Origin of the sequence: Actinocatenispora rupis (assembly GCF_016861975.1) — a bacterium.
Classification (GTDB): domain Bacteria; phylum Actinomycetota; class Actinomycetes; order Mycobacteriales; family Micromonosporaceae; genus Actinocatenispora; species Actinocatenispora rupis.
The window spans coordinates 93,469-116,786 of record NZ_BOMB01000012.1 but is presented as its reverse complement, the minus strand read 5'-3'; the positions used below and the strand labels follow the sequence as shown (position 1 = coordinate 116,786).

Here is a 23,318-nt window from a genome sequence, read left to right as displayed (position 1 = left end):
CCACCCGGCTCCGCGCGAGAAAGCCGACACCGAACGACATCGGGCCGACCCAGGGAGGTAACCGGCGCGACGTCCGTCAGGTCCGGCGGTACCGCCGCATCGCAGCCGGATAGCCGACCGTACCGGCGTCGTACAGGGGGAGGCCCAGCTCGTCGGCGAGCTGACCGGCGACCTTCGGCGAGCCGACCCGGCGGCGGATCCACTCACCGTCCGTGGCCACCGCGGCGACCGTGGTGTCCGTCGCGGTCGTCTCCGGCTCCAGGTAGAACTCCACCCCGAGCCGCGTCGCCGCGAACGCCCGCAGCTCGTCCAGATCACGCACCGTCGCCTCGCGGTCCAACATCGACTGGTACCCGCCGCGCCGCGACCGGATCTGCCCCTGTGTCCGGATGCCGCCGGCCGCCGGCGCGCCGAACATCCGGCGCAGTCGCTCCCGCAGTCCCATCGCGACACCCCCGACAGAGTCGTCCGGACCCCGACGCTACCGAGCGTGGATGGAGCGAGGCTGTGACGTACCTGGGAACCCGCCGGGAGCGCCGTCGCCGCGCTGGCCCCGCGCCCGCGCGTACGCGACGATGGAATCCCCGGGTACGGGAGGCGGCGATGGGGACGGCAGCCGACCGCGTCACGCGGTACCTGTGCACCCAACGCGACGCCGTCCGGGCCGCCGCGCCACTGGTACCGGAAGGTGCGCCCGACTCCGTGCACCGGCTGCGCGTCGCCGTACGCCGGCTGCGGGCCACCCTGCGTACGTTCCGGCCACTGCTCGCCGCCCCCGCCGGACTCGCCGACGAACTCCGCGCCTTCGCCGGCGAACTCGCCGACCTCCGCGACCACGAAGTACTCGCCGACGTGCTCGCCGCCGCCCTCGCCGCCGAACCCGCCGACCTGCTGCCACCCGACGTCCGCACCCGCATCGACACCACCCTCGCCCGCGGTACCGCCGAAGGACGCGGGCGCGCCGTCGCCGCCCTGACCGACCCCGCGTACGCCCGGCTCGTCGACCGGCTCGACACGTTCGTCGCCGACCCCTGGTCCGGTACACCGCACGACGACGCGGTGGCCCACCGGGTCGACCGGGCGATCGCCGCACTCGACCGGCGGTTGCGCCGCGGAACCGACGACGAGGCGCTGCACCGGGCCCGCAAGGGCACCAAACGAGCCCGGTACGCCGTCGAGGCCACCGCCGGGGATCCCGCACTGCTGCGCCGACTCGCCGCCATCCAGGACGTACTCGGAGACCAGCACGACACCGTCGTCGCGCGCGAACTGCTGCGGCGGCTCGCTGCCGACGCCGACGCCGCCGGGGAGAGCTCATTCGGGTACGGGGTGCTGTACGCGGCGCAGCGTTCGCGGTCCGCTGCGCTCGTTGGGCGGCTGGCGGAGCTGACGCGGGCGGTACGGGCGGCGGCGCGCTGAGGGTGGGGTGCGAGCCGCGGCGCGCTGAGGGTGCGGTGTCGATCGCGGGGTGGTTGGGGGCAGCCTGTCGCGGGGCAGAGCGCCGCAGAGTGGATGCGGAACGTGGCTAGTCGCTGACTGAGAGCCCGATTGTTCAACTGTCTCATTGTTCAACAGTTCAACAATTGGACAATGAGACAATTGGACAATGTGCCGGAAAGTCGTCACGTACTAACTCCAAGTCCCCCAGATGTGCACCGGCGCCGCGACCCAACCCAGCCGCGGCGCCGGAACTCACGTACGTCAGGACCGGGAGAGTGCGGCGGACAGTGCCGGCGTGACGAGGTCGGCGTACCCGACGTGGCCGGACCGGTTGGGGTGGTACGACTCGCTGACCGGGTCGGACAGTCCGTTGAGCCATTCGGAGCTGGAGCAGATCTCGTGGGTGGAGAACGCGCTGCGCGGGTCCACGAACGAGAAGCTGTGCGCCGAGGCGCGCGCCGAGATGACCCCGGCGAGTACGTCGGCGGCGTGGTTGAGCTGGCCTTCCTCGGTGGCGGAGATGCGGGCGAGCGCGTTGCAGGTCTGGCCGTTGAACAGGCGCGGGTACCCGACGACCACGACGCGCGCGTTGGGTGCGTGGCTGCGGATCGCGGAGTACACGCTGTCGAGCCGGCCGGGCAGCGTGTTCTGCATGAAGCTGATGGCGTTGTTGATGTCGTTCGTGCAGTTGTACGGCCACGGGTACGCGCACTTGGTGATGACGTTGCTGAACCCGGCGTCGTTGCCGCCGATGGAGATCGTGACGAGGCTCGTGCCGGCGGTGAGGTGGCCGAGCTGGTTGTTGAGTACGTCGGCGGTCTTGGCGCCGGAGCAGGCGTCGAAGGTCAGGTTCGCGCCGAGCCGGGACGCCGCGAGTTCCGGGTACGCGTAGGTGGAGCGCTGGCAGCTGGTCCCGTCGTCGATGTAGCTGCGGGTACCGACGCCGGAGGAGTAGGAGTCGCCGAGGGCGACGTAGCTGGGGGTTGCGGCGTGCGCGGTGCCGACGCCGACGAGCAGGGTGGCGACGACCGCGGCGACGGCGACACTCGTCGCGCGTACTGCCCGCCGGACCGCGTGTCTGGGCACGGTCATGGATGGCGTCCTTTCCTCCCGCGACGGGTGGGCTCGGCCCGTCGCACCGTCCTTTGTGGATACGACCCTTGCAGGTGATCGATACCACAATCAAGACGCTATGGGAGGAAAGTTCAGACAAACACGCATCGCGACCTAAGTTTCCTTCACGTTCCGCCCGCCCCGGCCATCCCGCTCGCCGCACCACCTCGACCGCCCCGGTACGCCCCAGCAACGCCAGCCGGCTCAGCACCGCACCTGGCTCAGACGCCCGTGGCAAGGGAAACCCGCGCCGCAGCAACGCCCGCGGCCCGCGGTTCAGCACTGCACCTGGCTCGGCAACGTCCGTGGCTAAGCAACGTCCGCGACGCAGCAACGCCTGAGGCGCGCGACGGGACGCGCGGCTCAGCGACGCGGGGCGTGGGCGCCCGCCGCGGGAAGCCCCCGCATCGCAAGGGTCAGCAACGCCCGCGGCCGGCAGTTCAGCAACGCGAGCGACGCCAGGACTCCGGCGACGGGGGATCGCCAGCAGCTCAACAACGCAGGCGGGAACACGCGACGCGAGTACGCCCGCGGTTCAGCAACGCGAGCGACGCCAAGGCCGCCCGCGACGCGGGATCATCGCCAGCAGCTCAACAACGCAGGCGGGAACACGCGACGCGGGTACGTCCGCGGCTCGGCAACGCGAGCGACAGAGCCGCGGGCGACGCGGGATCGCCAGCGCCTCGACAACGCAGGCGGTTCAGGAGCGCGGGCGCTCGCGGCGGAGGGCGCCGAGGCTGCTGGTGACCGGCCAGATGAACCAGATCGCGAGCAGTACGCCCAGGCGTGGCAGCCAGGTGAGCAGCGCGTCGCCGCGGTGTCCGATCACGGCGGCCAGTCCCAGCAGGAGTACCGAGGCGATGGCGCTGGCGAGTACGGCCTTGCCCCACTCGCGCCACTCGTACGCGGCGCGGCGGGGTCCGGACTTGGGTGGTTTCACGGGTGCGGGTCCGCCGGCGAACCGGTGGGCGAAGCGCTGGTCGGCCCAGCGGATCATCGAGTGCCCGAACGCGACGGTGAACCCCAGGTACACCGCGGCGAGCCCGTGTCCGGCGCCGGCGACCGCGTGCCGCCCGACCAGGTCGACCGCCGTGGTCAGCAGGAGCACCAGGTCCACCAGCGGTACGCACGCGAGCAGCACCGTACTGAGGCGGCGTCGGCGGAGCAGGTAGCGGACGGCGAGGCCGGCTCCGACGAGTACCCAGAAGCCGATCTCGCAGGCGATGATCACGGTGACGAGCACGTCCTCCAGCCTGCCGTCCGGGCGCGGCGGGCGCGTCGTCGCCACCGACGAGACCGGCATGATCCGTTCGATGTACGAACCGGCCGCCCGCGCGCGGTCGGTGGATGTTGTGATGTGCGCATGACGTCGGCCGCGTGGTGGCCGCGGCGCAGGCCGCCGCGCCGGGACGTGCTCTGCGCCGCGGGGTTGTGTGCGGCGGGCGTCCTGCTGTTCGCCGTCGGCCTGTACGACTCGCGGATCGGGCATCCGGCGCTGTTGCTGGTGCCGCTGGCGGTGGCGGTGGGGGCGGACCTGCTGCGGGGTACGGCGCCGCTGCTGGCGCTGTGCGTCGGGGTGGCCGCGGTGACCGCGGACGCGCTGCTCGGCGGGTCGATCGGCACCTGGCTGGTGTTCACCGACCTGCTCTACGCCGCCTGCCTGTACGGGCCGCGCCGCGTCGCGACGTGGCTGCTGCGCGGCAGCGTCCTGCTGACGGTGGCGACCGTGGTGGCGATGCTGATCGTGCTCCAGGACCAGTCGTGGCGGCTGGTCATCCAGGGCTCCGTCGTACTCGGTGGGCTGGCGGCGTTGACCACGGTGGTCCCGGCGTCGACGGGCGAGGTGGTGCGGCACCACCGGGACCGCGCCGCCGAGCACCGCGAGCATGCCCGCCAGGTGGCGCGGCTGGCCGAGCTGGACCACCGTGCCGCGGTCGCCGCGGAACGTGCCCGGATGGCGCGCGAGCTGCACGACCTGGTCGCCAACCACCTGTCCGCGATCGCGATCCAGTCCACCGCCGCGCTGCGGGTGGCGACCGACTCGCCGGAACTCATGGCTGAGACGATGGGCGTGATCCGGGAGAACAGCGTGCAGGGCCTGGCCGAGATGCGCGCGATGATCGGCCTGTTGCGGGACACCGACGCGGCGGAGGAACCGGTGGCGAGCCCCGGCATGGCCGGCGTACCGGCGCTGGTGGACGCGGCGCGGCGGGACGGCCTGCGCGTCGACCTCCACCCGTACGAGGTGGGCGGGCCGCTGCCCGCGTCGGTCGAGCTGGCCGGGTACCGGATCGTGCAGGAGTCGCTGACGAACGCGCTGAAGCACGCCCGCCCCGGACCCGCCGAGGTGCGCCTGACGCGTACCGCGGAGGCGTTGTCGGTGTTGGTCAGCACCCCGCTCCGGGACGCCATCGACGCGGTACCGGGGGCCGGGGCCGGCCTGGTCGGTATGCGGGAGCGGGCGACGTTGCTGGGCGGCACGCTCACCGCCGGCCCGGAGGACGGGCACTGGGTGGTCCGCGCGTGCCTGCCCCTCACCCCCCGGAAGGAGAGCTGAGTGATCCGCGTCTTCGTCGCCGAGGACCAGCCCGCCGTACGCGCCGGCCTGGTGATGATCCTGTCCGCCGAACCCGACCTGACCGTGGTGGGCGAGGCCGCGGACGGCGCCGCCGCCGTACGCCTGGCCCGCGAGCTGCGCCCCGACGTGACGCTGATGGACATCCGGATGCCCGGCGTCGACGGCATCGCCGCCACCCGCACGCTGAGCGCCGAGCAGGTCACCGACGTCCTCGTGCTCACCACGTTCGACCTCGACGAGTACGTGTTCGGTGCGCTGCGCGCCGGTGCCGCGGGGTTCCTGCTGAAGAACACCGACGCGGAGCGCCTGGTCGACGCCGTACGGCTGGTGGCGGCGGGGGACGGGTTGGTCGCGCCGGCCGTGACGCGCCGGCTGATCGCCGCGTTCGCCGCGCAGCGCCCGGCCCCTGCCGAGCCGCCCGCCCTCGCCCAGCTCACCCCGCGGGAACGGGAGGTACTGGCGTGCCTCGGTCGCGGCGAGTCCAACGCCGAGATCGCCGCGCACCTCGGCATGGCGGAACCGACCACCAAGACCCACGTCAGCCGGGTACTGGCCAAACTGGACCTGCGGAACCGTACGCAGGCGGCCGTTCTGGCCCGGGAACTCGGCCTCGTGCGGTGACCCCGGGGCGCTGGCACGAATGGGTGATCACCGTGGTGGAGCGCGTGACCTAGGGTTACGCCCAACGGCGGCGCCGGAGAGGGCCGCAACGGACGACTACCTGGGGGATCCCCGCGATGAGCGACATCGACACCGGCGACACGACCGGCACCGACGACACCACCGGCAACGACGTCCACGTCGAGTACACGGATGGCACCTCCGCCGACGTCTACGACTCGAACCACGACGGCGTCGCGGACCAGGTCGACACGGACAGCAACGGCGACGGTCACACCGACACGTGGGCGTACGACTCGAACCACGACGGCAAGATCGACCAGGTCGACTGGGACACCAACGGCGACGGCAACCCCGACCACGGTGCGATGGACACCAACGGCGACGGGCACGCCGACTTCTACAGCGCCGACACGAACAACGACGGTTCCCCGGACGCGTACGCGGCGGACACGAACCACGACGGCACCATCGACACGTACGCGGCGGACACCAACAACGACGGCCGCGTCGACGCGGTGGCCGTGGACAAGAACGAGGACGGTCAGGTGGACGTGGTCGCCACCGACACCGACAACGACGGCAACGTCGACACGGTGCACTACACCAACGACAGCGCCAACCCGTACGCGTCCTGAGCCATCGGCACCACCTCAGGCACCACCCGACGCCCGCCGGTCACGCAGACCGGCGGGCGTCGACGTGTCAGGCGCCCGGCCAGGCCGGATCGGTACCCACGACGGTGAGCCGCTGGGTGGCGCGGGTGAGCACCACGTACAGGGTGCGGGCGCCGCCCGCCGCGGTCGCCTGGATCCGCCCCGGCTCCACCACCAGCACCCCGTCGTACTCCATGCCCTTGGCGGACAGCGGGCCGAGCAGGTCGACGCGCTCGTCGGCAGGCAGCCAGCCGCGGACGGCGTCGAGCAGGTCGTCCGGCGCGACCACCCCGACCGTCCCTGGTACCGCGGCGAGCAGCTCGGCGAGCGCCGTCCGGCAGGTATCGGGCAGGTCGGCGGCGGCGACCGCGTGGACGGCGGGCGGCGTGTCGGTGTGCCGGACCGCGGTGGGCAGCGGCAGGTCGGGTTCGGCGGCGCGAACCACCTGGGCGGCGAGCGCGAAGATCTCCGCCGAGTTCCGGTAGTTCGTGGTCAGCTCGAACGACCGGGTACGCCGGCCGCGCAGCGCCTCGTCCCGCGCCGCGGTCGCCTCGTCCGGATCGGGCCAGGCGCTCTGCGCGGGGTCGCCGACGATCGTCCAGCCCGCGTACCGCCCGCGCCGGCCCACCATCCGCCACTGCATCGGCGACAGGTCCTGCGCCTCGTCCACCACCACGTGCGCGTACTCGTCGTAGTCGGTGGGCCGCTCGGGTCGCTCCCGCGCCGGCATCGTGCGCTCCGCGTACGTGGACAGCTCGGCGATCTGGTACTCGTCGGGCTCCGGCTTCGGCGGCTTCGGCGGCGGCCCGAGCAGTACCCGCAGCTCGTCGGCCAGCGCCACGTCCGCCACCGTCGGCCCGTCCCCCGCCGGTACGTCGAACAGCGTGTCAGGCGCGGTGGGCGGCGCGATCGACGCCGCGACCAGGCGTACCTCCTCGGGGGTGAGCACCCGCCCGGCGTAGCGCCGCAGCCGGGACTCGTCGCCCAGCCACGACAGCACCTCGAACGGCGCCAGCACCGGCCACCACGCCGCCACGAACCGGTGGAACTCGCTCCGGTCGCCCACCTCGTCGGCGAACCGCTCCCGGTCCAGCGCGTACTCGTTCGCGGCCCGCCGGACGGCCTGCTGCCACAGCGCCTCGATCAGCTCGGCGCGGGCGTACCGCCGGGCCTGGTTGTGCGGCGTGCCCCGGCGCTGCGCCGCCCGCCGCACCCCGGCCAGCGCCTTCGCGTCGAGCGTCAACACCAGCCCCGCGTACACGAGGCGCAGGCGGTCGGGCGCGCCCGGCGGGACGTCGCGGACCGCGCGGCGCAGCACCTGCCGCATCCGCAGCGAACCCTTCACCGCGGCGACGGCGGGGGAGTCGCGCCGGTCGGTGGACGTGTCGTCCAGCACCTCGCCGAGCGCCCGCAACGTCACCGTGTCCTCGCCCAGCGACGGCAGCACCCGCTCGATGTACCGCATGAACACCGGCGCCGGGCCGACGATCAGCACCCCACCCGACTCGTACCGGTTGCGGTCCGAGTACAGCAGGTACGCGGCGCGGTGCAGCGCCACCGCCGTCTTCCCCGTACCGGGGCCGCCGGTGAGCAGCACCGCGCCGGAGGCGGGCGCGCGTACCGCCTCGTCCTGCTCGCGGGCGATGGTGGCGACGATGTCCCGCATCCGGTGGCCGGTGGCGCGCGCCATGCTCGCCAGCAGCGCGCCCTCGCCGACCACTGCCATGCCGTCCGGCGCCGCACCCGGGTCGAGCAGATCGTCCTGTACGTCGGCGACCCGCTGCCCCACGCACCGGATCACCCGGCGCCGGATCACACCCATCGGGTCGGTCGGCGTGGCACGGTAGAACGCGCCGGCCGCCGGCGCCCGCCAGTCCACCACCAGCGGCCGGTACTGCTCGTCCCGCAGCCCCAGCCGGCCGATGTGCAGCGTGGTGTCCGCGTCGCCGCGCGCCACCAGGTCCAGCCTTCCGAACACCAGCCCGTCGTACTCCGCGTCCAGCGCGCGCAGCCGCCGCGACATCTGGTACACCATCGCGTCCCGCTCGACGAGCGCGCCGAAGTTGCCGACCCGGGCCAGCGCGAAGCCGTTGCGGGTCGACTCGGCGGTCTCCTCGCGCAGCACGTCGAGCCGCGCGTACACCCGGTCGACGTGCCGCTGCTCGGCCGCGACCTCCGCCGCCGCCGTCGCCGCACCGTCCGCCATGCGTCCCCCTCGCCCCGAAGTTCCCCGCAGCGAGGTTAGAGACCCGCCCCCACCGGAAAACCCTGCACCGGGTCGATTTTCGCCCGACCCGGTCCGGATAGAATGGCGGGCAGGGTCAGGACTCCAGCATGGACCGCCCACCCTGGTCGGCGAGGTAGGCCGCCACGAACGACAGGTTGTCGCGCCAGGTCCGGGTGCTCACCGGCGGCAGGATGTCGTCCCACATCGACAGGAACGATCCGCGCAGCTGCAGCGCGCCCGCCGGCCGGGCCAGGAACCACAGGTGCAGGTGCGCCGCTCCGTCACCCCACCGGTTCACGTGGACGCGCGCCACGCCGTCGACCGAGCGCATCGCCCGCTCGATCCGTACGGTGAGCAGGCCGAGCTCCGCGGCCTCCAGGTTGGGCAGGTCGCCCAGGTCGAGGTGCATCCGCGGTTCGAGCAGCAGGACGAGCGGCAGGCCGGGCGGCTGTTCGGTGGCCCGGACGCGCCACCGGTCGTCCACCCAGATGTACGCGTCGTCGGGTGCCTGGCAGGCCCGGCAGCCGGCGATGTCCTCGCCGTCCCGGGGCGGCTCCGGCAGGGAAGGGGCGTCCAACGGCCGCACCCGCAGCTCGCCGCTGAACGGGAACGTGGGCCAGTTGACGAAATCGGGGAGGGGTGTATCCACGAAGGTCACCCTAGCCACCAGCCGCACCGGATTCACCGCCCGATCGCCCACGATTGGTGGACGGGACGGTGATCAGTGCCGCTTCCGTCGCCGTCGACTGGTCGCCGCGTGACCGCGTCGGCACTCTGGTACTCGTGCCACCACACCCCCCGACGGACGAGGTCGCCGCCGACCGCGCCGTCACACCGCCCGCGGCGCTGCGCAAGCTGATCGCCGGCAACCGCCGCTTCCTCGCCGGCCGTACCGACGGGGGCCGTCCCGGCGGGCGCCGCACCCTGCCCGCCCCGGAACCGTTCGCGCTGGTGGTGACGTGTCTGGACGGCGGGCTCGCGGCCGAGTCGCTCTTCGACGCCGGGTACGGGGACCTGTGCGTGGTCCGCTCCGCCGGCCACGTACTCGACCGCGGCGCCACCGCGTCCGTCGAACTGGCCGTGGCGACCCTCGGCGTCGCGCTCGTCATGGTGCTCGGCCACGAACACTGCGCCGCCGTCCGGTACGCCGTGGACACCGACGCGCCGACCGGCGACCTGGCGTACCTGGTGGACGAGGTGCGGCCGGCGGTGGCCGCGGCCGACCGGGCGGTGGACGGCGGGCACCACCGGCACGAGCGCGGCACCGACCGCTACGACCGGGTGATGCGCCACCACGTCGCCGGTACCGTCGCCCGCGTCGGCGCCCTCCCCGCCGTACGCGAGGGCCTGGACGCGGGCACGCTGTGGCTGGTCGGCGCCCGCCACGACCGTACGCATGGCCGCGTCCGCCTCATCGCCTGACCGGGATGATGATGACGGTGACGCTGTCGGTGGGTCTGACCCGTCGCTCGGCCACCCGTCGTCGCCCGGCCACCCGTCGTTGTCCGGACACGACGAAGCCCCGGCGCCGAGGGCACCGGGGCTTCGGGTGACGGGCCGGGATTCAGCTCTCGCCGAACACGCCCGCGTCCACCAGACGCTTGGTCGTGACGTCCCAACCGTGGTCGGGGAAGGACGTCTGCAGCACGTCCAGCTCGGCCTTGATCTTGACGCCGTGACCGCCGTCGGCCAGCGACTTGATCTCCTCGACGAACTTGTCCGAGTCGGTACGCACCCGCGAGGTCTTGCCGGTCAGCAGGTTGCGCACGTAGACGTTCTTCCCACCGTTCAGCGGGATGAGGTACTTGTACTCGCCGAGCACGCTGAGGGCGCCACCGGACGCCTGGCCGGCGCGAACCGAGGCGCGTGCGGTCTTTGACTGGGCCACGCGTGGTACTCCTTGCACTCCTTGACCGCCGTACAGGCGCAGAACGCCGGGCGATCGCTTGTCGGGTGGAACGACCGGATCGCGCGCGCCGCGGACGGCCCGCACGAGGGATGTCGACCGTCAGCCGGTCGACACCGAACCTGATTGTTCGTCGGGACAGTGGCCGGTCGTCGACCCTGCCCTCACCGTCGAGGGTATCCGATGACACGGTGCACCGGCTCGGTCGGGATGGGTGGTCGCCGGGTCATCTTGACCACTCCGGTTACGATGCGCCCGCCCTGGTGAACCCGACTCCGTTAGCATTTCCACCCGCGGTCAGACAACCGTTCCACCAAAATCCCGAGATCGCTGGCGTAACGGCAGCACCACAAGTCATCATGTTTCCGACCACTTGGCTGAGCGAGGACGCGGGGGAAGGCGCACCTCGTCAACCGGGAGGTCGATCGTGCCGACTAGAGGCGTCGTGTACGTCCATTCGAGCCCGCCTGCCGTGTGCCCGCACGTCGAGTGGGCCATCGCGCGTGTGCTGGGCACGCCGGTTCGACTGGAGTGGACCCAGCAGCCCGCCGATCCGACCACCGTGCGGGCCGAATGCTCGTGGACGGGACGAGCGGGTACCGGGTCGGAAATTGCTGCTGCGCTCCGGCAGTGGACGATGCTGCGCTTCGAGGTGACCGAGGAGCCCAGCCCCGGGGTCGACGGCGAGCGCATCATGTACGCGCCCGGCCGTGGCATCTTCCGTGCCTCGGTGAGCGCGAACGGCGACATCGTCGTACCCGAGGACCGGTTGCGGTCGCTGATGGCGACGGCCGCCGGACCGGAGGCGCTGGCGCACGGGCTGGAGCGGTTGCTGGGTGCGTCCTGGGACGCGGAGCTGGAGCCGTACCGGCATGCGGGCGACGGCGCACCGGTGACGTGGCTCACCCAGGTCGGGTGAGTACGAACCGTGAGGTACCGGTCGCTCGCCGAGTGGCGGCCGCTACCCCGATTGGACGCGGCGGCCGGTCGGCTGGTCTCCTTGCACGCGTGTCCCCCCACACGCGAACCCCCCGTGTCCTGACCGCCCTGGTGGCGCTCGGCTGTCTGCTCGCCGCCGCGGCGTGCGGCAAGTCGCCGAGCGCGGCCCACGAGCCGACCCACCGGTCGTCCAGCGCGCCGCCGACGCACGCACCGGTCGACCCGGCGAAGCGGGCCGCCGAGATCGTCCGGTCGATGTCCGACACCGAACTGATCGGCCAGGTGCTGATGCCGGTGGCGTACGGGTACCAGGCGGACAGGGTCTCGGCCGAGGCCGCCAGGCACAACCGGAACATCGCCGGCGCCGACACACCCGCACAGATCGTCCGGAAGTACAAGCTGGGCGGGTTGATGCTGGTCAACGAGGGTGACGGGAACGACCCGACCGCGGAGACCAACCCGACGAGCAACATCGCCACGCCGAAGCAGGTACGCGAGCTGACGACCGGGTTGCAGCGGGCCGGTACGGCGGACGGGTTGCCGATGCTGATCAGTACCGACCAGGAGTTCGGGACGGTGGTGCGGCTCGCGGACGGGGTGAGCCCGCTGCCGACCGGCCTCGGGGTCGGCGCCGCGCACGACCCGAAGCTCACCGAACGGGCCTGGGAGATGGCCGGGGGCGAGCTGTCCGCGGTCGGCGTCAACATGGACTTCGCGCCCGACGCCGACGTACTCGGTGGGCCGGGGAACCTGGTCATCGGTTCGCGGTCGTTCGGCTCGGACCCGCAGCAGGTGGCGGTGCAGACCGCCGCCGCCGTCAAGGGGCTCCAGACCGCGGGGGTCGCGGCCACGCCGAAGCACTTCCCCGGGCACGGGCACACCACGACCGACAGCCACCACGCGATGCCGGTACTGACGCAGACGCGCGGCACGCTGGACTCGCAGGACCTGCCGCCGTTCTCGGCCGCGATCGGCGCGGACACCTGGGCGATCATGGCCGGTCACCTGGACGTACAGGCGGTCGACCCGGGGATGCCGGCGACGCTGTCGCACAAGCTGCTGCACGACGTACTGCGGACGAAGATGAAGTTCAACGGCGTGGTCGTGTCCGACGCGCTGAACATGCAGCCCGTCACCGACCGGTACGACGGGGGCGAGGCGGCGGTGCACGCCCTGCTCGCCGGCAACGACCTGCTGCTCGAACCGCCGAACCTGCCCGCCGCGCAGAAGGGCCTGCTGGCCGGGCTCAAGTCCGGTGAGCTGCCGCGTAGCCGGCTGGTCGAGGCGGCCACCCGGGTCGTGACGCTGCGCGCCCGCCTCGCGGGCCACACCCAGCCGGCGCTGTCGACGCTGCGGTCCGCGGCGCACGAGAAGGTCGCCGGCGACATCGCCGCCGCCGCGGTCACCACCCTGCGCGGACAGTGCACGGGGCCGCTCGTGTCGGGCACCGTACGGCTCACCGGCGGTACCGACCAGAAGCGGTCCTGGCTCACGGATGCCTTGCGCGCCAACGGAATCACGGTCTCCACGAGCGGCGGCACGCAGGTGGCGCTGACCGGGTACGGCGACACCACCAGGGACCTGTCACCGAACGCGGACGTCACCGTCGGCATGGACGAGCCGTACCTGCTGAGCGAGGTGCGGTCGAAGACGGTGCTCGCCACGTTCGGCGCGACGAAGGAGTCGATGACCGCGCTCGCCGCCGTACTGGCGGGCAAGGCCACCGCGCCGGGTCGCTCGCCCGTCCCGATCCAGGGCCTGCCCCGCAGCGCCTGCGGCTGACCGCTCGCGGGTGCCGGCACCCACGCCCGACGGATCAGCTGCGGGGTTGGGATTCCGGTGGCAGGGTGGCGAAGTAGCGGCGGAGGCGGTCGTGCGGGAAGCGGTACCCGCCGCCGTCGCGTACCAGGAGCAGCCGGCGCGTCGCGTGGTCGAGGAAGTCGCCGTACCGTGCCGGGCCGAGTCCGCGGCGGTGCAGGATGCGGGCGGTGACGCGGTATCGGACGTACGTGCGGCCGCCGGAGAACCAGGCGGCGCCGAGCACGGCCAGCGGCACCATCTCCAGCGGGTGCAGCAGCATGTACGCGGTGCCGTACTGCGGGGCCTCCAGCCAGCCGAGCGCGATCTGGTGGACGAGGACGACGGCGGCGACGGCCAGCCCGACCAGCAGGCTGCGCCGCGGTACCGCGCGGATCTCCTCGCCCGGGGACCGCGGCTGGACGACCGTGAAGTCGAACCAGCGGGCGTGCACGAACACCATCACCGGTAGCAGCAGCGTGAGGAGCATGGCGCAGAGCGCCCGTACGTGCACCGGCTGGCCGAACAGCGCGGTGAACGCCGGGACCTGTACCGGGCCGATCCGCCAGCCGGCGACCAGGCCGACGGCGGCGAGCACGGTGAGCGGGTTGCGTGCCCAGGCGAGCAGGCCGCGGCCGAGCGTACCGGGGGTGATGCCGGCGGTGAACCGTTCGAGGGTGGCGGCGCGGCTGCCCAGTATCCAGGCGAACAGTGGCGGCCACACCACCAGCCAGAACGCGACCGTCAGGGGTTTGGCGTGGCCGACGGGAAACATCAGCGCGGCCTTCAGCCAGCCGCCGCCGAACGCGAGCACGGCGATCACCACGCGTTCCCAGCGCAGCGCCCGGTCCCGGTCGGCGCGGTCCGGCAGCCAGTCGGGGGAGAGCCGGTCGAGGTGGAACACCGGAGTGCGCCGCCGGCGCAGCGACCGCGCCAGCCAGGACAGCCAGCGCGTCACCTGCTCCGGCGCGAACCGTGGCAGCGAGCGCGGCACCGGCCGGCGGTACATGGCGGCGACGTAGTCGGCGAACACGCCGTCGGCGCCGGTCGGCGGGCGCGCCGCCCCGTCGTCCGAGCCGTACGCCTGGACCATGAAGGTGACGAACAGCGGTGAGCCGAGCAGCCGCCGCAACCCGGGGTCCGCGGCGAGCATCCGCCGCAGCCCCGCCGCCTTCGACCCCAGCCCCTCCAGGTACGACTCGGTCTCGGCCGGCGTCGGTGGTTCGATCAGCACCGCGCCGTCCAGGGCGAGCCGCACACCGGTCGCCTCGTACTCGGTGGGTCGGGTGCAGACGACGAGCGGGACATCGCCGTGCCGGTCGCGGAACTCGTCGATCGCCCGCGCGCAGCCGTTCCGGTGGGCCCGGTCGACCTCGTCGAGGCCGTCGAGCAGCAGGACGACCTCGGCCTCGATGATCTGCTTCAGGTCGAACTTGGCCGGCACCTTGAACACCCGGCCCAGCTCGGCCGCCGCCCACGCCAGCAGCGACCCGGACGACCTCGTCCACGAACCGAGGTGCAGGTACACCGGCATCCGCAGGCTGTCGTCGCGCTCGGCGGCGGCGAGCAGGTCACCCGCCAACCGCAGCACCTGGTACGTCTTGCCCGCGCCGGGCGCGCCGAGTACGAGCAGGTTGCCGCCGATCTCGTCGCGGACGTCGGACAGCGTGGCGCCGGCCGGGAACGTACGCCGGGGCGGGTCGGTGGTGACGAGTACCGCGTCGCGCGGCGTCACCACCGCCTCCGGCCGCTCGGTGAACCGCACCGGCAGGTACCCGTCGTCGCGGCGGATCCAGTGCTGCCGCATCACGTCGGCGAGCATCCGCCGCACCCGCGCGCGTACCTGCGGGCCGCCGCCGCGGTGCCACAGCCCGAACAGCGACAGGTACCGCCGGTTGTCCGCGTACGTCTGGTAGATGGAGCGACGGTCGATGACGATGTCCCGGCCCGCCGCGTACGTCCCGGAGACGTGCACGTCGCCGCCGCCGACCGCCGCGGCACCGTGCACCGTCACCCGCTCCGGCCCGGTACCGGCAGGTGGCGGGTCGTCGGGGTCGGTCACCGGTCGCGCGTCTCCTCGGGGTCGGCGCGGACGACGACGTCGCGGCCCGCCGCGTACCTCCCGCGGATCGTCACGTTGCCGCCGACCGCCGCCGCGCCCTCGACGTGGCCGATCCCCGCCGCCGGGGCGTCCAGCCAGCCGGCCTCGCGGAGGATGTCGGCGAGTTCCGCGGCGGTGGCCGGGTCCGCCTCGACGACCTCACGTACCGCGGTGACGAGGTCCGCGGCCGGCGGCGCCTCCGGGGAGTCCTCGGTCGCGTCGAGCGCCGCCTCGTGGTCCGTGCCCCGCAGCGCCCTTCGCAGTACCCGGTGCAGGCGGGACGCCAGCGGCAGCACGCCGTCCGCGATCGTCTGCGCCGCACGGTCCGCGACCAGGCCACCGATCCGCTGCAGGTACGCGTGGAGGAACGACACGGCGGTGTCGGCGAGCGTGCCGGGATCCATGGGCGGCTCCGTTCGGTACGAGGTACGGACGAGCCGTGCCATCGTGCCCCGCCCGGTTCGTCATCGTCCAGTGCCGTACGGGGCCGGCGTCCCACCCGGGTACGCGACACGGCCCCGTCCTCGATCGGACGGGGCCGTGTCCCGTGTTCCTGCCGGCCGACGCGGGGACCGGACGCGGCGCCGCGGTGCCCGGCCGCCACCGGGCGCGACGCCGCGCACTCCGCTCAGCCGCGTACGAAGGCCAGCGCGGCGTTGTGCCCACCGAAGCCGAACGAGTTGTTCAGCGCGGCGGGGACCGCCATCGTCCGGGCGACGTTCGCCGCGACGTCGAGGGTCAGCTCGTCGTCGGGGTCGTCCAGGTTGATGGTCGGCGGCACGACCCCGTGGTACACCGCGAGGATCGTCGCGATCGACTCGACCGCGCCGGCCGCGCCCAGCAGGTGACCGGTCATCGACTTCGTCGACGTGACCACCGGACGGTCGCCGACCGCCTTGCGGATCGCCGCGATCTCGCCCATGTCCCCGACCGGGGTCGAGGTGGCGTGCGCGTTGACGTGGGCGACGTCCGCCGGGTCCAGCCCCGCGTCCCGGATCGCCAGCGTCATCGCCCGCGCCTGCTGCGTACCCTCCGGGTCGGGCGCGACGATGTCGTACCCGTCGGAGGTGAGCGCCGCGCCGGCGAGCCGTGCGTACACGTGGGCACCGCGGGCCGCGGCGTGGTCGGCACGTTCCAGGACGACGATGCCGGCGCCCTCACCGAGCACGAACCCGTCCCGCCCCTTGTCGAACGGCCGGCTCGCCCGCTCCGGCTCGTCGTTGCGGGTGGACATCGCGCGCATCGACGCGAACCCGGCGATCGGCAGCGGGAACACCACCGACTCGGTACCGCCGGCGACGACCACGTCCGCCCGGCCGGACCGGATGATGTCCAGCCCCCAGGCGATCGCCTCCGAACTCGTCGCGCAGGCGCTCGCCGGCGAGTGCACGCCACCGTGCACCCCGAACTCCAGCCCCACGTACGCCGCGGCGCCGTTCGGCATGAGCATCGGCACGGTGTGCGGGCTGACCAGCCGCGCACCCTTGGTCATCAGCCGGTCGTGCTGGTCGACGAGGGTCTTCGCCCCGCCGATGCCGGTGCCGACGCTGACCGCCACCCGCTCCTTGTCGATGTCGTCCGGAATGCCGGCGTCCGCCCAGGCCTGCCGGGCGGCCACCACGGCCGCCTGCTCGGAGCGGTCCATCCGCCGGGTCTTGACCCGGTCGATGTGGTTGGCCGGGTCGTCGACCATCAAACCGGCGATGCGTACCGGAAGCATCTCGGCCCAGTCGGTGTCCAGCTTCCGGATGCCGGACCGGCCGTTGACCAGTCCGTCCCAGGTGGACGCGACGTCCCCGCCGAGCGGGGTCGTCGCGCCGAGCCCGGTGACCACCACATCCGGTCTGGTGTGGCTCGTCATCTCGTCGTTCGCCTCCCGCAGATCCGGCTCAGGCAGCGTTCTTCTCGATGTAGCTGACGGCGTCGCCGACGGTCTTCAGGTTCGGCACCTCGTCGTCCGGGATCTTCACGCCGAACTTCTCCTCGGCCGCCACCACGACCTCGACCATCGACAACGAGTCGACGTCCAGCTCATCGGTGAACGACTTCTCGTCGGCGACGTCCGCCTTGTCCACGCCGGCCACCTCTTCGAGGATGTCGGCCAGCCCGGAGCGAATCTCGTCGCGGTTTGCCATCGGTGTTCCCTCTCTCGTTTCGTTCGTGCCCCGGCGATCCTGCCGTGGCACGGCCGTTCATGGTGCCGTACCGACCTGGTACGACATGGGTCAGGGGCAGCGCACGACCTGCCCGGCGTACGTCAGGCCGCCGCCGAAGCCGAACAGCAGCACCGGCGAACCGGACGCGACCTCGCCGCGCTCCAGCAGCTTCGACAACGCCAGCGGTACGGACGCCGCCGAGGTGTTGCCGGACTCGACGATGTCCCGGGCGATCACCGCGTTCGTGGCGCCCAGCTTGCGCGCCAGCGGCTCGATGATCCGCAGGTTCGCCTGGTGCGCGACGAACGCGCCCAGCTCCTCCGGCCGTACGCCGGCCTTCTCGCAGGTCTCCTTCGCGAACGCCGGCAGCTCCGTGGTCGCCCAGCGGAAGACCGCCTGACCGTCCTGCACGATGTACGGGCGCCAGCCCTCGATCGTGAGTACCGGGCCCATCTCGGGGCGGCTGCCCCACAGCACCGGCCCGATGCCCGGCTCCTCGTCCGCGTCCACGCCCGCCACGACGGCCGCACCCGCGCCGTCGCCGAACAGGATGCACGAGGTCCGGTCGGTGTAGTCGGTGACGTCGGTCAGCTTCTCCGCGCCGATCACCAGCGCCCGGGTCGACGCGCCGGCCCGGATCGCGTGGTCCGCCGTCGCCAGCGCGTACTCGAAGCCCGAGCAGCCCGTGTTCAGGTCGTACGCCGCGGGCGCGCTGATGCCGAGGTTGTGCGCGACGCGGGTCGCCACGTTCGGGCAGCGGTCGACCGACGAGCAGGTCGCGACGACGACCTGGTCGATGTCGGCGGCGGACAGCCCGGCGTTCGCGAGCGCCTTGCCGGCGGCGGCGGTGGCCATGTCGGCGACCGTCTCGTGCTCGGCGACGCGGCGTTCCTTGATACCGACCCGGGTGGTGATCCACTCGTCGGTGGTGTCCACGATCCGGGTCAGGTCCTCGTTGGTGAGTACCTTGGCGGGCTGGTAGTGGCCCATCGCCAGGATCTTGCTGCCTGCGGTCATGCTCGCTCCGTCGCTCGGCGCTCGTCGTGGTCTGCGGTCCGGGCCGTCGTCGGGCGGCTCCGCGCGGGCGCGCTCATCCGTGGTCTCCGGTCCCGGCGGCGCGCGACGCGCCGTGCCGGGCGATCAGGTCGCGGGCGGCCGGCAGGTCGTCCGGGGTGTTCAGGGTGACGATCTCCGGCTTCCGGTCGCCCTTCAGCTCCCGCTTCACCAGACCGGCGAGTACGCCGGCCGGCGGAAGTTCGAGGACGCCGGTGACGCCGAGGTCGGCGAGCGTGGCCATGCACAGGTCCCACCGCACCGAGGTGGTCACCTGCCGCACCAGCCGCCCCACCAGTTCCGCCCCGGTACGCACGGCGCCACCGTCGGCGTTGGACAGCAGCGTGCGTACCGGATCGGTGGGGGTGATGCCGCCGGCCAGTGCCTCCAGCGCCCGCTCCGCCGGCGCCATGTACGGGGTGTGGAACGCGCCGGCCACCGCGAGCGCCCGTACCCGGGCACCGGCCGGCGGCTCCGCCGCGAACTTCTCCAGCGCCGGCAGCGCACCGGCGGCGACGATCTGGCCGGCACCGTTGCGGTTGGCCGGGGTGAGGCCGGCGGCGTCGATCGCGGCGACCACCTCGTCCGGGTCGCCACCGAGTACGGCGCTCATGCCGGTGGGTTCCAGCGCGCACGCCGCCGCCATCTCCCGCCCGCGTACGCCGGCCAGCATCATCGCGGACTCGGTGGACAGCGACCCGGCGACGGCCGCGGCGGTCAGCTCGCCGATGCTGTGCCCGGCGACGACGTCCACGTCGGCCAGCGGCAGGTGCCCGGCGGCGAGCAGCCCGGCGGCCACCAGCAGCGGCTGGGTACGCGCGGTGTCCTTGATCTCGTCGGCGTCCGCCTCGGTCCCCAGGTGTACGAGATCGACGCCGGCGGCGGTCGACCACCAGCGGAGCCGGGACTCGGCACCGTCGACATCGAGCCACGGGGTCAGGAACCCGGGCTTCTGAGACCCCTGTCCGGGGGCGAGTATGGCCAGCACGGCTTAAGACTGTGACGGATCGACCCGGTCTGGCGAGGAGTTCTGATCAACCAAACCCGACGACGGACGTTGTAGGGAGTCGACAAAACGAGCGTTCAAACCGGCTGTTTCGGGGACTTCGGTCAGTGCGCGGGCGGTGTGAGTTCGGTCGCCCCACGCGCACCTTCGGCACGATGCGTATGCCCTGCAACGACTCCGGGTGGCTCGTCCGGTATCTCCACGGCCGTCTCACCCAGCGGCGGTGCGGGCAGCGGCGGCCGCGGCGCCGCCTGGTCCAGCCGGCCCACCACCAGCGCCACCCGCAGCGCGAACGAGTCCCGCGGCTGTGTCGCCGTGAACCCGGTCAGATCGGCGATCCGGCGCAACCGGTACCGCACCGTGTTCGGGTGTACGTAGAGCGTCCGGGCCGTCGACTCCAGTACGCCACCGGTCGCGAAGAACGCGTCCAGTGTGTCGACCAGCTCCCCGGTGCGCTGGAGCACCCCGTACACGTCGGTGCGCAGTACGCGGCGGGCCTCCGGGTCGCCGGCCAGCGCACGCTCCGGCAGCAGGTCGGCCGCCGACACCGGCCGCGGCGCGTCCGGCCAGGTGTGCGCCGCCCGGTACCCGGCGAGCGCCGCCCGCGCCGACTCCGTCGCCTCGTCCAGCGACGGTACGGGCGGGCCGACCACCACCGGCCCCGGCCCGAAGTCCTCCAGCAGCTTCCCGGTCGCCGCGACCGGATCCGCCGCACCACCGAGTACGGCGACGAGCCGGTTGCCGTGCACCCCACCGAGCACCTCGACCCCGATCCGCCGCGCCGTACGGTGCAGCCCGTGCAGTACGGTGGTGGCGTCGGTCTCGGGCGAGTTGCCGACGGCGACCGCGACCGGGGTGGCGTCCGACCAGCCCAGCGCGGCGGCCCGGCTGGCCATCGCGTCCCCGACCTCGCCGCGCAGCAGCGCGTCCACCAGCATCGCCTGGAGCCGGGCGTCCCACGCGCCGCGCGACTCGGCGGCCCGCGCGTACACCCGGGCGGAGGCGAACGCGACCTCGCGGGAGAACCGCAGCAGCGCCTCCCGCAGCGTCGACTCCTCGCCCGGTGCCGCCAGCTCCGGTACGCGCTCCTCGACCACGTCGATCGTCACCTTGATCAGCGCGACCGTGTGCTGGAGGCTGATCGACCGGGCCAGCTCGCGCGGCGCGGCGGCGAACACCTCGTCGCCGAACTCCGGCGGCTTCGCCGGATCCCGCGTCCACCGGACGAACGAGTTCACGCCCGACTGGCACACGAGCATCACCCAGGACCGGCGGTCCGCCGGCAGTTCGGAGAACCACGGCAGGGTCGCGTCCATCCGGGCCACGCTCTCCGTGGCCAGCGCCCCCGCGGCGCGCTCGACCCGCCGCAGCGTCGCCGCCAGCGGCCGGGACTGGTCCGGTGCAGTGCTCACACCGTGCAGCCTGCCATGCCCCCGAACCCGTCGCCCGGCACGGCCGTCCCGCGGTGAGGTCGCGGACAGTGACGCGGGTCGTGCCGGGGGTCGCGCACCGCCTGTTGTACGACTAGGTTCTCGGCATGAGCGAAACGTCCGACTCGGCCGACCCGGGTACCCCGGACCGGGCCGCCATCCTCATCCCGGGCAACGGGTACACCACCGACTTCCCCCTGTTGCACTTCACCAGCGAAGCCGCCGACCTGCGCGCCGCGTACGTCGAGCCCATCCGGTGGACGCCACCGGAGAAGGAGCAGGCCGAGTTCCGTGCCTGGCTGTCCGGTACCGAGGCGGAAGCCTGGGCGTGCGGGCAGGTCGCCGACGCGCTCAGCCGCGTCGAGAAACTCGCGCCCGGCGCGCGGACCGTCCTCGTCGGCAAGTCGCTCGGCAGCCGCGCCGCGCCCGTCGCCGCCGACCGGAGCCTGCCCGCGGTCTGGTTCACCCCGCTGCTGAGTACGCCCGGGACGGTCGCGGCACTGCGCCGCTGCACCGCACCGTTCCTGCTGGTCGGCGGGTCGGACGACGAGACCTGGGACGGCGCGCTCGCCCGCGAGCTGACCCCGCACGTGGTGGAGATCCCCGGCGCCGACCACGGCCTCTTCGTACCGGGGCCGCTGGCCGCGACGCTCGCCGCGCACGCCGTCGCGCTCACCGCCGTCGAGACGTTCCTCGACACCGTCGCCTGGTCCTGACCGCCCATCGTCACAAGGCCGCCGGCCGGGAGGAGTGTCCCGGCCGGCTTTCTCGTGCGCTGATGACGGGACCGGCGACGCCGTTCGGGGACCTGTTCGCGGCAGAGCAAACGACGCGGCGAAGGTCCCCGACGCCCGGGCCGGCACGACCGGCCCGGGTCAGCCGCCGTCGGTGGGGGCGGGGCTCGGGGACGACGGCGACGGCGACCCGCTGGGCTGGTCGCCGTCCCCGGGAGTCGGTCCCGTGCCGCCCTGCAGATCCACCGTGAACTGTTGCGACGCCGACGCCACCTGCGTACCGCCCTCGTCGGTGACCGTCACTTCGACCGTGCCCGGCGGCGGTGCGCTCGGTGCCTCGGTGCTGTCCGCCGAGACCCCCGCGTACGTCAGGGTGCCGGAGACGCTGCGTTCCGCGCCGGGTGCCAGGTCCTCCAGCGTCCGCAGCTCGCAGGCGCCGCCGCTGCACGACACGTCCTCCGCGCGGAACCCCAGGTCGCCGGGCACGGTCAGGCGGATCGTGGCCCGCGCGATCGGCTCCGTACCGGAGTTGCGGACGGTGAGGCGCACGGGCCCGGAGTACCGGCCGGAGGAGTCGGGGGTGAGTGGGACCGGGTCGGCGGACATCGCCAGTACGACGCGGTCCGGGCCGTTCGGGTTGCCGGCCTGGTTGCCGCTGTCGCTGGGCGTGGGGCTCGGCGTACCGCCGGATCGGTCGCCGGTGGGCGGTGACGCGGACGGGCCGGTCGTGACCCGGGTGCCCGCGGACGACGCCGCGGCGGTGACCGGCGGTCGGTCCTGCCCGTGCTGGGTGAGCAGCACCCCGCCGCCGATCATCGCGACCAGCGCCACCGCGGCGGCGGCACTGCCCACCGCGATGTGGGTACGGTGCCGGTGCCGCGCCGCGGCCCGGACCGCATCGGCGCTCGGCGGCGCCACCGAGTCGAGCGCGTCGGACCGGAAACTCTCGAACGCGGCGCGCAGCTCGCGGTCGTCCGGTTCGTGCTCAGGCATCGTCCACCTCCTCACCGGAACGGTCGCTCAGCCGGTCCGCCAGCGCCGCACGGGCCCGGTGCAGCCAGGACTTCACCGTGCCCGGCGCGACACCTTCCCGCTTCGCGATCTCCGCGACGCTCAGATCGGCCAGATAATGCAGCACGACGGCCCGGCGCTGCCGCTCGGGGAGGGTGGCGAGCGCCGTGGTCAGGGCCACGTGGTCGGGGCTGGGCCCGGGGATGTGCTCCTCGCGCTGCTTGCGCGCGAACCGCATCGCGGTCCGCATCCGGCGCCACTTGCTGGTCGCCAGGTTCCACGCGACGCGGCGTACCCAGGCCACCGGGTCGTCGTACCCGCGGAGCGTCTCCCACTTCGGGTACGCCCGGCAGAACGCCTCCTGCACCACGTCCTGCGCGTCCGAGACGTTTCCGAAGTACGCGTAGATCTGGACCGTGATGCCGCGCACGTTGGCCGCGTAGAACTCGTCGAAACTCGGCGCCTTCGCCGCCGCGTCGTCCGTGGCACTCACCAGTCGCAGCCTACGGGCGCCCGGAACCGCGCCTGACGGCGAGGTCGGACGTACGGC

At 73.2% G+C, this 23,318-nt stretch carries 23 protein-coding genes; 8 read left to right on the top strand and 15 right to left on the bottom strand.

The genetic code is table 11. The features are described 5' to 3' along the window. Positions 1-76: 76 nt before the first annotated feature. A complete protein-coding gene (locus Aru02nite_RS10910) occupies positions 77-343 on the bottom strand; it encodes a hypothetical protein (RefSeq protein WP_203657556.1) in 267 nt (88 codons plus the stop codon). Positions 344-603: 260 nt separating this feature from the next. On the opposite strand from Aru02nite_RS10910, the gene Aru02nite_RS10905 reads away from it, so the two are divergent. Further along, the gene (locus Aru02nite_RS10905) at positions 604-1,419 is read left to right on the top strand and encodes a CHAD domain-containing protein (protein WP_203657311.1); all 816 of its coding nucleotides are present in this window, start codon (positions 604-606) and stop codon (positions 1,417-1,419) included. A 282-nt stretch (positions 1,420-1,701) separates the two neighbouring features. On the opposite strand, the gene Aru02nite_RS10900 is transcribed toward Aru02nite_RS10905, so the two are convergent. Together Aru02nite_RS10900 and Aru02nite_RS10895 are read right to left on the bottom strand one after the other, a co-directional pair. Next, positions 1,702-2,532, bottom strand: coding sequence for an SGNH/GDSL hydrolase family protein (locus Aru02nite_RS10900; protein WP_203657309.1), 831 nt, complete (start codon positions 2,530-2,532; stop codon positions 1,702-1,704). 721 nt (positions 2,533-3,253) lie between these two features. Continuing rightward, on the bottom strand, positions 3,254-3,796 hold the full coding sequence (locus tag Aru02nite_RS10895; protein ID WP_203657555.1) for a hypothetical protein: 543 nt from the start codon (positions 3,794-3,796) through the stop codon (positions 3,254-3,256). A 120-nt stretch (positions 3,797-3,916) separates the two neighbouring features. Here Aru02nite_RS10895 and Aru02nite_RS10890 point away from each other — a divergent pair, with 120 nt between their 5' ends. From Aru02nite_RS10890 to Aru02nite_RS10880, 3 genes are all read left to right on the top strand, one after another. Next, positions 3,917-5,110, top strand: coding sequence for a sensor histidine kinase (locus Aru02nite_RS10890; protein ID WP_203657307.1), 1,194 nt, complete (start codon positions 3,917-3,919; stop codon positions 5,108-5,110). Further along, on the top strand, positions 5,111-5,752 hold the full coding sequence (locus Aru02nite_RS10885; protein ID WP_203657305.1) for a response regulator: 642 nt from the start codon (positions 5,111-5,113) through the stop codon (positions 5,750-5,752). A gap of 116 nt (positions 5,753-5,868) precedes the next feature. Further along, positions 5,869-6,390 carry a hypothetical protein gene (locus tag Aru02nite_RS10880; RefSeq protein ID WP_203657304.1) on the top strand — a complete coding sequence of 174 codons (522 nt, stop codon included), beginning with the start codon at positions 5,869-5,871 and terminating at the stop codon, positions 6,388-6,390. Between the two features lie 67 nt (positions 6,391-6,457). On the opposite strand, the gene Aru02nite_RS10875 is transcribed toward Aru02nite_RS10880, so the two are convergent. Continuing rightward, the gene (locus tag Aru02nite_RS10875) at positions 6,458-8,614 is read right to left on the bottom strand and encodes a HelD family protein (RefSeq protein WP_203657303.1); all 2,157 of its coding nucleotides are present in this window, start codon (positions 8,612-8,614) and stop codon (positions 6,458-6,460) included. Between the two features lie 115 nt (positions 8,615-8,729). Next, the gene (locus Aru02nite_RS10870) at positions 8,730-9,284 is read right to left on the bottom strand and encodes an HIT family protein (RefSeq protein ID WP_203657302.1); all 555 of its coding nucleotides are present in this window, start codon (positions 9,282-9,284) and stop codon (positions 8,730-8,732) included. Positions 9,285-9,418: 134 nt separating this feature from the next. Here Aru02nite_RS10870 and Aru02nite_RS10865 point away from each other — a divergent pair, with 134 nt between their 5' ends. Continuing rightward, complete coding sequence (locus tag Aru02nite_RS10865) at positions 9,419-10,057, top strand: carbonic anhydrase (protein ID WP_203657301.1); 639 nt, start codon at positions 9,419-9,421, stop codon at positions 10,055-10,057. A 142-nt stretch (positions 10,058-10,199) separates the two neighbouring features. Here Aru02nite_RS10865 and Aru02nite_RS10860 read toward each other — a convergent pair whose 3' ends face one another. Then, the gene (locus Aru02nite_RS10860) at positions 10,200-10,523 is read right to left on the bottom strand and encodes a hypothetical protein (protein WP_203657300.1); all 324 of its coding nucleotides are present in this window, start codon (positions 10,521-10,523) and stop codon (positions 10,200-10,202) included. Between the two features lie 445 nt (positions 10,524-10,968). On the opposite strand from Aru02nite_RS10860, the gene Aru02nite_RS10855 reads away from it, so the two are divergent. Beyond that, positions 10,969-11,460: a DUF3145 domain-containing protein gene (locus tag Aru02nite_RS10855; RefSeq protein ID WP_203657299.1), complete on the top strand. Its 492-nt coding sequence runs from the start codon at positions 10,969-10,971 to the stop codon at positions 11,458-11,460. An 89-nt stretch (positions 11,461-11,549) separates the two neighbouring features. After that, positions 11,550-13,262, top strand: a complete 1,713-nt coding sequence (locus Aru02nite_RS10850; RefSeq protein ID WP_203657298.1) for a glycoside hydrolase family 3 protein — start codon at positions 11,550-11,552, stop codon at positions 13,260-13,262. Positions 13,263-13,296: 34 nt separating this feature from the next. On the opposite strand, the gene Aru02nite_RS10845 is transcribed toward Aru02nite_RS10850, so the two are convergent. The 7 genes from Aru02nite_RS10845 to Aru02nite_RS10815 all read right to left on the bottom strand — a co-directional run bounded on the left by Aru02nite_RS10845 (position 13,297) and on the right by Aru02nite_RS10815 (position 21,005). Continuing rightward, a complete protein-coding gene (locus tag Aru02nite_RS10845) occupies positions 13,297-15,339 on the bottom strand; it encodes an NACHT domain-containing protein (protein ID WP_203657296.1) in 2,043 nt (680 codons plus the stop codon). Continuing rightward, positions 15,336-15,782: a hypothetical protein gene (locus Aru02nite_RS10840; RefSeq protein WP_203657294.1), complete on the bottom strand. Its 447-nt coding sequence runs from the start codon at positions 15,780-15,782 to the stop codon at positions 15,336-15,338. Before Aru02nite_RS10840 ends, Aru02nite_RS10845 begins: the two co-directional genes overlap by 4 nt. Before the next feature lie 224 nt (positions 15,783-16,006). Then, entirely contained in the window at positions 16,007-17,239 is a 1,233-nt protein-coding gene (fabF, locus tag Aru02nite_RS10835) for a beta-ketoacyl-ACP synthase II (protein WP_203657292.1), read from the bottom strand. Between the two features lie 28 nt (positions 17,240-17,267). Further along, positions 17,268-17,513, bottom strand: a complete 246-nt coding sequence (locus Aru02nite_RS10830; protein ID WP_203657284.1) for an acyl carrier protein — start codon at positions 17,511-17,513, stop codon at positions 17,268-17,270. A gap of 90 nt (positions 17,514-17,603) precedes the next feature. Beyond that, a complete protein-coding gene (locus Aru02nite_RS10825) occupies positions 17,604-18,551 on the bottom strand; it encodes a beta-ketoacyl-ACP synthase III (RefSeq protein WP_203657283.1) in 948 nt (315 codons plus the stop codon). 73 nt (positions 18,552-18,624) lie between these two features. Further along, positions 18,625-19,575 carry an ACP S-malonyltransferase gene (locus Aru02nite_RS10820; RefSeq protein ID WP_203657282.1) on the bottom strand — a complete coding sequence of 317 codons (951 nt, stop codon included), beginning with the start codon at positions 19,573-19,575 and terminating at the stop codon, positions 18,625-18,627. A 122-nt stretch (positions 19,576-19,697) separates the two neighbouring features. Beyond that, complete coding sequence (locus Aru02nite_RS10815) at positions 19,698-21,005, bottom strand: PucR family transcriptional regulator (RefSeq protein WP_239076605.1); 1,308 nt, start codon at positions 21,003-21,005, stop codon at positions 19,698-19,700. 125 nt (positions 21,006-21,130) lie between these two features. Here Aru02nite_RS10815 and Aru02nite_RS10810 point away from each other — a divergent pair, with 125 nt between their 5' ends. Continuing rightward, the gene (locus tag Aru02nite_RS10810; RefSeq protein ID WP_203657281.1) at positions 21,131-21,739 is read left to right on the top strand and encodes an alpha/beta hydrolase; all 609 of its coding nucleotides are present in this window, start codon (positions 21,131-21,133) and stop codon (positions 21,737-21,739) included. Positions 21,740-21,898: 159 nt separating this feature from the next. Here the strand turns inward: Aru02nite_RS10810 and Aru02nite_RS10805 are convergent, their stop codons facing one another. Together Aru02nite_RS10805 and Aru02nite_RS10800 are read right to left on the bottom strand one after the other, a co-directional pair. After that, a complete protein-coding gene (locus Aru02nite_RS10805) occupies positions 21,899-22,750 on the bottom strand; it encodes a hypothetical protein (RefSeq protein ID WP_203657280.1) in 852 nt (283 codons plus the stop codon). Then, positions 22,743-23,261 carry an RNA polymerase sigma factor gene (locus Aru02nite_RS10800; RefSeq protein ID WP_239076604.1) on the bottom strand — a complete coding sequence of 173 codons (519 nt, stop codon included), beginning with the start codon at positions 23,259-23,261 and terminating at the stop codon, positions 22,743-22,745. The genes Aru02nite_RS10805 and Aru02nite_RS10800 overlap by 8 nt, the downstream gene beginning before the upstream one ends. Positions 23,262-23,318: the final 57 nt, after the last annotated feature.

Bases quoted from the DNA above. Each gene is read 5' to 3' on its own strand.
- Aru02nite_RS10910 (WP_203657556.1), bottom strand. From the start codon at position 343: ATGTTGGACCGCGAGGCGACGGTGCGTGATCTGGACGAGCTGCGGGCG.
- Aru02nite_RS10825 (WP_203657283.1), bottom strand. From the start codon at position 18,551: ATGACCGCAGGCAGCAAGATCCTGGCGATGGGCCACTACCAGCCCGCC.
- Aru02nite_RS10890 (WP_203657307.1), top strand. From the start codon at position 3,917: ATGACGTCGGCCGCGTGGTGGCCGCGGCGCAGGCCGCCGCGCCGGGAC.
- Aru02nite_RS10805 (WP_203657280.1), bottom strand. From the start codon at position 22,750: ATGCCTGAGCACGAACCGGACGACCGCGAGCTGCGCGCCGCGTTCGAG.
- Aru02nite_RS10830 (WP_203657284.1), bottom strand. From the start codon at position 17,513: ATGGCAAACCGCGACGAGATTCGCTCCGGGCTGGCCGACATCCTCGAA.
- Aru02nite_RS10900 (WP_203657309.1), bottom strand. From the start codon at position 2,532: ATGACCGTGCCCAGACACGCGGTCCGGCGGGCAGTACGCGCGACGAGT.
- Aru02nite_RS10810 (WP_203657281.1), top strand. From the start codon at position 21,131: ATGAGCGAAACGTCCGACTCGGCCGACCCGGGTACCCCGGACCGGGCC.
- Aru02nite_RS10905 (WP_203657311.1), top strand. From the start codon at position 604: ATGGGGACGGCAGCCGACCGCGTCACGCGGTACCTGTGCACCCAACGC.
- Aru02nite_RS10840 (WP_203657294.1), bottom strand. From the start codon at position 15,782: ATGGATCCCGGCACGCTCGCCGACACCGCCGTGTCGTTCCTCCACGCG.
- Aru02nite_RS10880 (WP_203657304.1), top strand. From the start codon at position 5,869: ATGAGCGACATCGACACCGGCGACACGACCGGCACCGACGACACCACC.
- fabF (WP_203657292.1), bottom strand. From the start codon at position 17,239: ATGACGAGCCACACCAGACCGGATGTGGTGGTCACCGGGCTCGGCGCG.
- Aru02nite_RS10875 (WP_203657303.1), bottom strand. From the start codon at position 8,614: ATGGCGGACGGTGCGGCGACGGCGGCGGCGGAGGTCGCGGCCGAGCAG.